A 12,640-nucleotide genomic window follows, 5' to 3' on the forward strand; every position below is an offset into this window, starting at 1 on the left:
TTGCGAAATCTAGTTTTCGACTTTCTTCCATCTTTTTTGTGAAAACCTCGTATCGCTATCTCATTTGACTTAGGAACATCGCAAAAAGTTACAAACTTTATTAGGGCTCCTTCTAAATCATGAAAAAATGAGCCGTCTAACAAATTATCGAAGACGGCCCAGTGTATCCTATTTTATTGCTGCTGTGCTCTGTTAATAAATGCCTCAAGATGTGTTAATGTAACATAATCATTCACAGCAAATGTGCCGTCACCTTTACCAACAGTAATACCTGTTGAAGCCAATGTTGCGATATATTCACTTGACCAGTGTGATGCAGGTACGTCTTTAAAGTGTGGTGCATCGCCTTCTTGCTGTAAATCAAATGCAACAACTAAAATTTTAGCTAGCTGTGCACGCGTGATAGGTGATGCAGGATTAAATTTTCCATGTTCATCTCCAGAGAAAACGCCAATTTTATTCAATGCTGTCGCAGCACCAGCATATTTTGCTGATGGCTTCACATCTGCAAATGGTGAGCTTGTATCAGATGTATCAAGATTTAATGCCTTTGCTAATTGAATGGCTACTTCACCGCGTGAAGCATATACTGAAAAATCAATTTGTGCATTTTTTACTTCTGCTTTTGCTAGTTCAGCAGTTGAAAAGCTTTTGACACGCTTTGCACCGATATAACGACTTGCCCAGTATGATGCATGAATGCTTGTCACGCTCACACCTTGATTCGTTTGTGAATGGATGAATTTTTGATCACCGATGTAAATCCCTACATGTGATACACCTGCGCCAGATGTATTGAAAAATAATAAGTCGCCTGCTTGTAAATTACTTTTGGCAACTGCTTGACCTTGGCCATATTGTGCACCAGATGTACGCGGTAGTGAAATACCTAAATCGCTAAATACTTGGCGTGTAAAGCCTGAGCAATCGAAGCCGCGTGTTGTTGTACCTCCGTATATGTATGGTGTTCCGATATATTTATAAGCCGATGACGTTAACTGATCTACTGATGCTGCTTCTGCCTCATGTGAATTTGCTCCTGCAAAAATCATAAATGCAGCAAATACAGGTAATAAAACTCGTTTCTTCAAAATGTTTTGTTCTCCTCTCAAATTTCCCTTGGCTGTAGGCCCAATTAAAAGACTACCATAGAAAAGCCCGCTATAACTTTTCACTTGTGTAACAGTTTAGAAAATAGCAAAAAAGCGCGAAATGACAGCGTTGAAGCTGTATTTCTGCGCTTTTTATCTAATTTTATCGTAATATACGTGGCAACTCCGTAACTACATTGTAATATTACACACCACTTTTTTACATACCCGCTTTTTATAAAAGCAAAACATTTTATTTACTGGAAAAAAGCTGTACCCAATAATATTGTCCATCTTTTGTATATTTAATGCCAATTCCAATATGTGTATAGCTCGCTTTTAAAATGTTTTCACGATGCTTAGTAGAGGCCATCCATGCATCTGTCACTGCTTGTGCGCTATTAAAGTTTCGAGCAATATTTTCACCAAAGCTTGTATATGAATAGTCAAATAACTCTGCCATATCCCATGGTGCGCCATAACGTGGCGATTGATGCTCAAAATAATTGTGCTGAATCATATCTTGTGCTTTAATAACTGCTAATTGTGTTAATTGCGGATCATATGTTAAAGGCTTCAAGCCATGTTGTTGACGTTGCTGATTTGTCATCGCAATCGCTTCTTTGGCAAAATCACCTTTATCACTTATTGTCGGTATATAGCCTTTGCCAAGATAATCATAGACGACTTCATGACGTGCTACCTTCTGTTGAAAGGCCATTCCCCTTGCTATAAATGCTGCTAAATGAGCACGTGTTACATAGGCTGTTGGCTCAAATTTACTTGCCGTTTTTCCTGTAACAATTTCAATATCTGCTAATGATTCAATATAGTTTTTTGCCCAATAGTTTTTAGGCAAATCTTTAAATGCTGCTTTATTGTACGCATCTGTTGTAATATGAAAGGCAAGCGCAATCATTTTGGCAAGATGTGCTCGCTGAAGTGGCTCATCTGGCTGAAAAAGCTCATTGTTTTGAATAATTCCTAGTTGTGCAAGCTTGCGAATTTCTGCATAGTGCGTATGTGTTGGTGGTACATCAGTTGCTTGTAAAAGAAAATCTTTGGCAGGCGCACCACCTATTGCCCGCGCAATAACTACAGCAGCTTCTTCCCTCGTAACTAACTCGTTTGGTCGAAATGTATTATCTTCAAAGCCTTCCATATATCCCACATCTACTAATTGCATAATGGCAGGTGTCGCCCAATAAGCATTTGGTAAATCTTTAAAATGCACAGCTGCGTATGCAGGTGTTTGCCAAATACACGCAAGTGCTAACATCACGACAATCAATTTTTCTTTCATTAATGACACCCCAATACTAGGAATGAAGCCGTCTGCAAAGACAATTTCGTATAAAGGCTGTCTGAAAAGATATTACCTTTTCAAGACAGCCTCATTCCATTTTATAAACCTAATTCTAATTCATAACGTGTTAAAAATGTATAGTTTGTTACTAACATTTTTTCCTCTGGTGCTAATTTATCATAAGCCTTGCGTGCCGATTTCACTTTCGACTCGAAGCTGCGTACCGTTGGATCAATTTGATCAATCGTATTCATTACTTTTTGTGCATTTTTAATGCTTTTCTCAGCATTTTTTAAAATATCATAGTTATGCACTTGTTTTTTCAATGCAGAAGGTAACGCTTTATATAAATCTAGCGCTTTTTCAACATCTGCAAAATATGTGCTGGAGCTTGAAGATAGTCCTGCGATTGTATTAATAACGTTTTCTACACCTTCGACATTTGTAATTGCTTCTTGTAGTTTGTAGTAATTCGTTACACGCATTTTCTCTTCTGCCGATAGTTTACCATATGCTGTTTGGGCTGCTTGTAAATTTCCGAAATAATATTTATCCGATGGATTTAGCTTTTGAATTAATTCATATACATGAATAATGCTCGCTAAATCTGTGTAATCAGACATATTGGCAACGAATGACTGCTGCTCGCTATTCAATTTTGCTAACGCTTTTTGAATGCTTGTTACTTGCTTTGCCATATCATTGCGTGGGTTCGATAAGCCATCGATTAATTGCATGACAACCTCAACCGGCTTAATATATTTTTCTTCTTCTTTTAAATCATTAATTAAAGTAACACCCTTTTTATTTGCAGAGCTTAATGCATTATAGGCTTCTCGTGCTGCTTTGACATTGGCAACATATTCTTTCGGATTGCTGCCTTTAATTGCACGAATCATCTCATCAACGCGCGCACCACCTTGCACATTCAGCTCCTGCTCTAATAAACGGGCATAATTCGAAATTTGTGCTTGCTGACCAGCTGATAATGCATTGTAAGCAGCACGTGTTTTCGTTACATCTTCAACAAATGTTTTGCTTGATTCTTTAATAAGTGAAATTTGCTCCATCACTTTGAAGATTGGTGCTAATTCTGTCACTAAGCGTTGCTCATTTGTCACAAGTGCACGATCTGCAAAGCTTAATTTCTCATGTGCTTTCAAGGCTGATTTATACTGTGAAATAAATTTTGTTGCATTTGATGGATCAAGTACTGCAATATCTTCCGTTAGCTTTAATACAGGCTTAACCGCTTTTTCACGCGTTGTTAAGTCTTTAATATTGCTTACCATGCGCTGTTCGTCTTTTGATAGTCCATCATACGCTTGACGCGCATCGATTAGCTTTTGGATATAATCTGTCGCTGTTGGTATTGCGGCACGAATTAACGCCTCTACATCTTCAACAGATGCCTTCATTGCGTCACCATCTGTTAGTAAGCTAGCATTGACAACTTTCTTTTGATTATCCTCAGATAGTTCTGCATATTTCTTTTTTGCCTCGTCTAGCTTTGCTAAATAATCCTTGCTTGATGTTTTTAATTCAGCTATCAGTCCGATGACCTGTGCGGATGGAATTACCTCTTTCAGTGCATTTTCATTGTGCACATATTTCTTTTGCTCTGTTGTTAATTTCTCATATGCTTTTTGAGCTGCCGCTACTTTCTTCGCATAGTTTTTCGCATCAGCGAGTGTAGCTGTTGGTAAATCAGTAATCAATTTGATGACTTTGCTTGCTTTTTTATAATCTTTCTCAATTGCCTGGAAATCCTTATAGTTTGTTACAAGATTTTTTTGTTTTACTTTTTTATATTCTATTTTAATATTGTTAATTTTTTCGGCAACCGTAGCATCCTTGAGCAATTTTAATTCTTCAATGTTTTGAACAACATTGCTTGCAATTGAAATGTTGCTATCAGCTAGCGTTAGCTTTGCCTCATAATTTTTATTCAACATAGCAATTAATGGCTTATACTGATCATCTGCAAAGCTTGCCTTGATTACTACATAATCATCCTGTAACGCTTTCACCTTTGCCTCATAGTCGCTATCCTTCGGCTTTAATGCATTAACACCTACCATAAATTGCGCAACTGGATCAAGCTGCTGTAATGCTGTTTGGTTATAAACTGCATCCTTCATTGTGCCTAAGCTATCATAAGCCTTTTGAATAGATTGAATGCGACCAAGCAATGATGTTTTATTATAGTAAGTTGGTAGTGTATCAATCTCTTTCGTAATCTTTAATACAGCAGCATATTTCTTTTCTAAAGCAACTAATGCACTGTAATTATAAACGAGCTTTTTCGCATTAGCTGATGTGGCTGGCTCCACTTTCTCATCATATAGCGCTCTTGCCTCACTTATTTTTACTAATAATGAAGCTGTATCTGCAGTTGTTAGCCCGTCAATTGCTGTTACAATCATTTGTGCTCGCGCAATATCAGTAGCAGCTACTTTCAATTTTTCATCCGCTGTATCCAATGTGTTGTTCAACGCTGTTTGCAGGGTATTGGACAATGTGCTAATGTCAATGCTTTTAGCTGACGTAAAGGCTGCTCTTGCTTCTGTTACCGTTGTTTCATATTGCGTAACTTCCTCTTTTGTTGATTTAGGCAACTTCAATGTAACCACTTTTTCGATAACATCTTTAAATTGCTCAAGCTGTGTTAAAGTTGCAGCATTTGACACATGCTTTTGTTCCTTTTCACTTAACTTTTTATAAGATGCACTCGCTGCATTTAGTTTTGATAAGAAACTAGTGTCTAAAGATGGTTTTAGCACATCGATTGCTTTGACAACTGCTGATGCACTTTTATTATCTTGCTGGAAAGTTTTTAAATCATCGCTAAATCCTGTTGGAACTAACTTTTTCTGATCTGATGTTAGTTTATTGTACGCTTCTGTTGCTGTTTGCAATGTTGTTGGATTATCGATATCCAATTGACGAATTAAATCAATCACATGATCTGCTGCAACGACATCTTTCGTAGCAGTGTCAAGCTTGTTATAATTGAAAACACGTATTTTGTGCTCAGGAGCAATATCATTGTATTCATTATTCAGCTTCTGTAATGTCGTTACACCATTTTCCTCGGTACGATAATCTTCCACTTTTAATTTGTCGATTGCTTCAACTAAATTGTAGACCTTGTCCAACTGTGCAATAACAGCTGGATTCGCCTCAAGTAAATGCTCATATTCTGTGCCAATTACCTTTAAAGCATTTGTTAAATCATTCATTTTCGAACGAAGTGAGCTAACAGAGGTATAATTTGCAGTTAAAATAGTTGTATAAAGCTGATCTGCTTTTCCTACAGCGATTAGTACATCCTCAGCTTTTTTAAATAGTTGAGCTGCCGTTAATTCTGGCCCAATAGAGTAAGCAGCCAGAATTTTTTTCTGGTTATCATTTAGGGCTTTATAGCCAGTTTGGGCCTCTGCAATCACCGTTTTATACGTAGGCTTTGAAAGACTTTGTAAATTAATAATGTGTGTATCAATGAAATCCTGCGCTTGAACAATGTCTTTTTCAAGCGTCTCTAACGTTTTATAGTTTTTTACAACATTGCTTACAATAACGCTATTTTGCGCTTCATTATTATCAACATATTTTAGTTGACCTTTAATTTCAGCATTGGGATTGGCATTAAAAGCTGTTCTAAATTCCTCTTGTATGTCCTCTAAATCCTCTACCGCTTGATCATAATCCACTCTTATCTCCTCTACGGAGGTCATTAGAGTAGGCGATGTCACAGCTAATTGATCAATCGCTAATTTCACGGCATTCAAGTCTTTCACTACCTGTGCATGGGCCTTAACGTAGTCCACCTTCGCCTCAAGTAAAACAGCATCTGCCTCGCCTATAACAGCTCGTTGCTCAGGCGTATAGCTTTCAATGGCGTCACTCGCTTGAGCTATCGCACTGCTACTAGATTCCTCATATAATGTTTTAAATGGGGCTAATAAAATATCTCGCTCTGATACATTCGCTACCACATTAAATGGCACTTGTTCATTTTGCTGAGTGATAGGTGTTTGTTCGTTTGCATTTGCAAGTGTAGCTGGCGCAAGTAACAGGCTCGCTAGTATTCCTACACGCACTTTATTGTTCATTTAGTTCATCCTTTCGTGCATCAATCGACTTACGTTATTTATCGGCAAAATGTGCAGTTTTTGAAGAAAAAAATGGTGATTTTACCGTTGCTTGATAGTTATTCTGCGTTTTCAAGGATTTATTCTTCGTTCCAAAGAAAAAGGAGCCGTCCAGAAAGTGAACTTTCTGGACGGCTCCGCTTTTTTACATAGTCAATTTTTGTTTAAAATTGTGCTCCTGCGGTGGTCACAATCAATTGTCACCATCCTCGTCGCAAAGGGAGCGCCCCTTTGCAACGCCCCCTTCTATTTTATAATGCGTCTGTGTGCAATGGACCTTCTGGTAAATAGTGCAGCATGCCAATTGCTTCAAGACCGTTTTTAATTTTCATTGTGTAGCCTAGCTGATTAGCTGATAAATACCCCGCTTTTGAGGCAATCATTTCCTCAAGAACAGGCAATTTTGACGTATCGATATCTTTCCATAGACGATATGATTGGATTAAATCCTCTAATGTCAAATGCTGATAGTCTGTACCTGCAAACTGACCTTCCTTATTCATACGATACCAAATATCTCCATTCGGACGAATCCATTTATCTTTTTCGATTGCTAATGCCGCTTGAATTGCTGTTGCTGTTTCAAGGTATTTAGCATCACCAAATTCATTATAAGCCATCAATAAAATGTTCATACCACCAAGCAAATGGTTCATCGACGTATGTGTTGTAACATTTTGCTTAAGTGGGAAGTAGTCTGGAATGTAATAGGCATCTTTAGTGACACGAATAACATTATTATTTGTTCTTTGTGAAACGATTAAATCTGCATAATTTTTTAATGGTGTACGATAGTTTGGAATTTCAAATTCCGCACCTGAATTGTAGTAGAACAATGCGATTTGCTCATTAAAGCGCGTATCAATAAATGGTGCATGAATACCATATAGCCCTTTTAAATACGTACTCGTTACTTCCGTTTCCCAATATGTCTTATTGCCTTTAAATTTTTGTAGGCTGACAAAGGAATTTTTCACTAAGTTAGCAAAGTAACGGTCACCTTGCTCTTTAAATAGAACAAGTGCGCGGTCTTCCTTTACTAACAGTAAATTGCGTCCAAAGCCTTGATAGTTTTTCGGCATTGGCTCTGTCGTTGTAGCCATTTTGTTAAATGGACCTTCCGCAGTATACCAATTGTTACGCTTTTTATAGTTCGCAGCCGTTTCCACCATCCAGCTATTCATATTCTCATCGTTGTTAAATAAACGTTCATTTGAATCCATATACCATGTATCTACAATATCCTGACCAGTTGACGCTAGTGTGTAAAATGACAATAAATCTGTTCCTAACCATGTGTATGACAACGCTTCGTACTCTGCACGTAAATCACGCATATAGCTCGTACCGCCATTATCATATTTTTGCGTTAGCTGCTTAGAACGATAGGCTTGTCCTACCATGCGATCACCAGCAAGCTTTTCAGTCGACATAAAACGCATTAGCCCTGTCGGATAGCTTGATGAATCGTAGCCAAACACATCATTGACATTTTTAGAAATCGGGAAACGATCATAGCGGTAAAGGCGGAAATTTGTCACATTCGCTTGCTTTTGGAATAAATCCACACTTACCTTTGCATCGCTTGTGTTTGTTAATGTAGAAAAGACAAATTCATCGCCATTTGTTAGGCGACGCACTGTCACTTTTAGTGTCGCATGTGAGCCAATTTTATATGTGTAAATTGTATCTGTTGCTACACCGAAGTTTTCTGTTTTCGTTCCTGCTAATTTAATCGCTGATTCTGAGCGTACAAATAGCGGTGTATCGCCTTTTGTTACTTGTGCAAAATTCGCCTCTTTGCGGAACAATGTAAATTTTGATTGCTGTGCTGTCTCAATCGTGTAGTCCTTTGGTGTAATTTCATTATTCATCACAAGCGCACGATGAATCATCACCGCAAATGTCACACGGTTAACGACTGCCTGCGGATCATAGCTACCATCCTCACGTCCCGTTGTAATGCCATGCTGTGCTAAAATTTTAACATTTTCTTGATGCTCTGGACTAATTTTATCCCAATCCTTGAATGTAATCGCTTCGCCTGTGTCCTTTAAATGAAAGGCATTTACTAAGGCTGAAGCCATCATTTCACGTGTCAATGGGTCAGCAACTCCGAAAGTGCCATCTTTCTTCCCTTTAAAAATTCCTGCTTTATATGTAGAAAATACACCTGCTGCAAAGCTCGACTTTTGACTTACATCTTTAAAAATCGGCTGATACGGTGCCTCTGGTAACTGTAGCGCACCTTTCAAAAGACTTGTCGATTGCCCAACTGAAATCGTTAAGGCTGGACGAAACTCACCATCTGGATAACCGTTAATTGCGCCAATTTCCACGAGCTGCATTACTTCATTTTCGCCCAAAAGCTGTTTGGTACATCTGCTAATTTTTGAGGAACAGTTACATATTCTGTTTCTGCTGTAGGTTGCTCATTTTTAACGGGCACCACTTCTTCAGCTGGCTGTGCCTCTTCCTCAGTTTGCGCCTCTGTGTCCTCTTGCTTTTCTTCCGTTACTTGTTCAGCTGTTGGTACTTGTTCTTCTACTGTTCCTACAACTGGCTCATTACTTTCCTGCTCCTCTGCTGCATAAATAGCTGCTGGCGTCAGCGATGAGCTAACGAGCAATAGCACAAGTAATGCTGTTAGTAATTTCTTCATGTTGCGATAACTCCTTCTCTGACATGCTTAACTTATTTTTCACCTCAACTTTTTTATTATACATGAATTGCATCATGAAAATTAGAAAAGATGGTGTAGCAAGCTACACCATCTTTTATTTTATATGAAAATCTGCTGAGTTTTTATTACAGTTTGGTTACTTTCTAGTAATAGTAGTTTACAAGGCTAGTGTTTTATTGTAGTACTCCATATGTGTAGCTTTGTGAGCCATTAAAACTAAATTTTGTTGTATTAAAATTAAAAACATTACCTGCTGCATCTGTAATTATGACATTTTGCTTTAATGCAATTGTCACTACGTCATTTTGCTGAATATCATTTTTGAGGCTAATATTCACAACTCGGTTATCACCACTATAAGAAACTTGTTGTACTATATCTACATTATTAACCATAACAGAGAATGGGTTAGGAATTGTTGTTTGTATTGGTTCAGAAACTGTGAAAGAAATTGTTTTCCCTACTTTTAGCCCATTTGCAATATCCTCAGTCGATACCGCAACATTATTCCCAACTACATAGGGCTTATTGTTTTCACGTAATCTTAATGGTGCTGAATAAGCATCTACCATCACATTGCGTCCAGCTGCATATACATTATTAATTGTCACCGTTGTAAAGAATTCGTTTAACTGCGTTGTGTCATTTACTGATAAGCGCAAGTCAACTTGACGATTTGCAATACCACCTTGAGTCGGTAAAGCACTAATAACTTGTGTACCATCTACAATATAGTTTTGATTATTTGTTGCAGATGCAAAATCGATTGGGTGTGAGTAAGTCACACGAATATTTTGATATCTGTTATTCTCATTTGAAGGAACCGATTCCACACGTTCTACAATTACTCTATCCGCAATACTACCTAAATCGCCAGAGCGATCAAATTGAATTTGCTGTGGAGTTGTTGCTACTGGTAGGTTATATTCACTTACGACACCTGATAAATGTATCTGCCCTGCATATTTAGCACCCACAAAATCATAACCAACACCTAATAAATCACGCAATTTTACACGTAACGCTTTATCGTTTGTTGCTACTTTTTTCGGAATTGCTGAAACATTCAATTGCCCTTGTTGATTGTTAGCTTGTGCATACCAACCATTAAATGCAATATTAGCGTTTGGTAATACGTTGATATTGCGATCAAATAAAATTTCTAAATACTCTTCATTATTGTCTTTCACAACCGTTGTTGATACATAGCTTGGTACTGTCGTATCTCGGACAAAGTTATAGTACATGTAGAATGTATTAGACTCACCTGATAAGTCTGTAATATAACGACCAGAAGCATTCGCTACTGTTGCATAGCCATTTAGCTCTTGTGCTGTTTCAATAATATAAGCAACTGGATTTTTCTTATCTTTTTCTACTCCAATTACACCTAAAGTTTGTGAGTTTTGGACTACACTAATGTCTGTACGTGTTAAATCACGAATTTCCTCAGAGAAAATTAGTTTAAATTTGCGTGCACCTACTTGTTCAATATTTAATAATGTTGGTGCTACACCATCACGCACACCAATTGTAGCTGTCGTTTTAACAGTATTTGCTGGTGCTACATTATTTGAAATATCTACTAATGCACCAAATGTAATATTCACAGAAGTACCTGGAGATAAAGCAACGCCATTTACTGTTGCTTTAGTAAAGTCATATGTAACCTCTGTTGCATTTCGCTCTAAAGTACCTGTTACATTGGAAATAACTGAGCCATTTGCTAATGTAAATTGCGTTGTACCTGTTGTATTTGTCACTGGTTCAGTAAACTTCACCTTCACGCGTGTTGCTCCAGCGTTTTCAGCAGAAGCGATTGCTGGTGCTACTTTGTCAGCTGTAAATGTTGGTACTTCATCATATTTAATAAGTGTTAAGCCTTTTTCTGTTTTCACGCCATCCACAACAACATTGTAGCGACCTTCAGTTAACGGTTTTACACCTTTAATTGTAACAGTTAAAGATTTTTTATCCGCGCTTAGCTCACCTTTTAATAAATCAATTTTACCTGGTGTTGCAATGCCTGCTACTTTTACAATTTTGTTGATATCTGCTTCATTTAATACGTTTGCAAGTGCTACTGGTTGGTTAAAGTCAATTTTAACTTGCCCACCATTTGGATTTGTAACTGCCGTTACTTTTAAATCTGGCACTTCGTATTTTACTTTTGCAGCATATTCTACTTCATCGATTTTGAATTTTACATCTGTCTCCACATTTTCAACAAGTGGCGTTGGTAATGTTACTGTATACGTTTTGTCATCAGATAGTGTAACAGAAAGCTTATCAGCTGCTGTTACCTCGATTTTTTTCACTGTTAGTACAGGCTTTGTTTCAATTTGCAGCATATGGTATAGGAAGTAAGCGAATTGACCGCGCTTCGTCATATCTTTCGGGTTAAAGGAAGCACCTTTTACCATATCATAGTAATCTAATACAGCAATATTTGTTTGATGCTCTACTGTCGTTCTATTTAAATCTGAAATTGTGCTTGTGAAGCCTTGTTCCTTCACATGTGCTGCGTAATCAAAGTCATTGATTACATTGAATGCACGCACAAGCACTGTCGCCATTTGGTCGCGACGCATTTCATCACGGTGCATCAGCTGACCAGCGCTACCTTGGAATACCCCTACATCTTTAACAAGCGCAGCATATTGTAATAGCTCATCCTGAGACTTTGCTGTTAAATCTGTAAAGCGCATTTTTGTTTTATAATCAGCTGGAACTTCATGACCTAACGACACTAAATATTTTCCTAAAAGCTTAACAACATCCGAGCGTGTTAATGAATTATTTGGAAGGAATGTGCCATCTGGATATCCATTAATAACGCCCGCATCGACTAATGCTAAAATTTCATTTTGATACATATGACCATTTAAATCTTTAAAGGATGCTGCACTCGCAACAGGAACAATTGCAGAAGCTACTACCGCTACTGCTGCCGTAGAGGCTAACATTTTTTTATATGATTTTTTCATTTACTATTCTTCCTCCTCTAATGCTAAAATCACTATCTACTACTATTTTAACATTTTTTTTGCTGTTTTGGTGCCTAGCTTAGTTTTTACATAAATTTAGACGTAGGTTTTTGGAAGAAGTTACAGTAATTAATTGATTTATTTGTGAGTTTCTCAGTTTATTTGTGGCTTTTCAGGGGTTATTTGCGAGTTTCTCAGTTTATTTGCGACTTCTCGGATTTATTTGCGAGTTTCCCATTTTATTTGCGGCTTCTCGGATTTATTTGCGGGTTTCCCATTTTATTTGCGACTTCTCGGATTTATTTGCGAGTTTCTCATTTTATTTGCGAGTTTCTCGAATTTATTTGCGAGTTTCCCATTTTATTTGCGATTTCTCGGATTTATTTGCGGGTTTCCCATTTTATTTGCGATTTCTCGGA

Annotated in this window: 6 protein-coding genes; all 6 read right to left on the bottom strand. The window is 37.5% G+C overall.

All coding sequences use genetic code 11. The features are described from left to right. Positions 1-173: 173 nt before the first annotated feature. Positions 174-1,091 carry a C40 family peptidase gene (locus tag R6U77_RS01770; protein WP_319837188.1) on the bottom strand — a complete coding sequence of 306 codons (918 nt, stop codon included), beginning with the start codon at positions 1,089-1,091 and terminating at the stop codon, positions 174-176. A gap of 253 nt (positions 1,092-1,344) precedes the next feature. Then, positions 1,345-2,394, bottom strand: coding sequence for a CAP and S-layer homology domain-containing protein (locus tag R6U77_RS01775; RefSeq protein WP_319837189.1), 1,050 nt, complete (start codon positions 2,392-2,394; stop codon positions 1,345-1,347). Between the two features lie 101 nt (positions 2,395-2,495). Next, positions 2,496-6,512 carry a hypothetical protein gene (locus R6U77_RS01780; RefSeq protein WP_319837190.1) on the bottom strand — a complete coding sequence of 1,339 codons (4,017 nt, stop codon included), beginning with the start codon at positions 6,510-6,512 and terminating at the stop codon, positions 2,496-2,498. A 290-nt stretch (positions 6,513-6,802) separates the two neighbouring features. Next, entirely contained in the window at positions 6,803-8,899 is a 2,097-nt protein-coding gene (locus tag R6U77_RS01785; protein ID WP_319837191.1) for an S-layer homology domain-containing protein, read from the bottom strand. Then, complete coding sequence (locus R6U77_RS01790; RefSeq protein WP_319837192.1) at positions 8,899-9,213, bottom strand: hypothetical protein; 315 nt, start codon at positions 9,211-9,213, stop codon at positions 8,899-8,901. Before R6U77_RS01790 ends, R6U77_RS01785 begins: the two co-directional genes overlap by 1 nt. Before the next feature lie 194 nt (positions 9,214-9,407). Further along, positions 9,408-12,221, bottom strand: a complete 2,814-nt coding sequence (locus R6U77_RS01795) for an S-layer homology domain-containing protein (RefSeq protein WP_319837193.1) — start codon at positions 12,219-12,221, stop codon at positions 9,408-9,410. Positions 12,222-12,640 lie beyond the last annotated feature (419 nt).

The sequence above is a fragment of the Lysinibacillus louembei genome (assembly GCF_033880585.1).
Classification (GTDB): Bacteria; Bacillota; Bacilli; order Bacillales_A; family Planococcaceae; genus Metasolibacillus; species Metasolibacillus louembei.

Excerpts from the sequence above, each read along its gene's own strand:
- R6U77_RS01775 (WP_319837189.1), bottom strand. The coding sequence starts at position 2,394 with ATGAAAGAAAAATTGATTGTCGTGATGTTAGCACTTGCGTGTATTTGG.
- R6U77_RS01780 (WP_319837190.1), bottom strand. The coding sequence starts at position 6,512 with ATGAACAATAAAGTGCGTGTAGGAATACTAGCGAGCCTGTTACTTGCG.
- R6U77_RS01785 (WP_319837191.1), bottom strand. The coding sequence starts at position 8,899 with ATGCAGCTCGTGGAAATTGGCGCAATTAACGGTTATCCAGATGGTGAG.
- R6U77_RS01790 (WP_319837192.1), bottom strand. The coding sequence starts at position 9,213 with ATGAAGAAATTACTAACAGCATTACTTGTGCTATTGCTCGTTAGCTCA.
- R6U77_RS01795 (WP_319837193.1), bottom strand. The coding sequence starts at position 12,221 with ATGAAAAAATCATATAAAAAAATGTTAGCCTCTACGGCAGCAGTAGCG.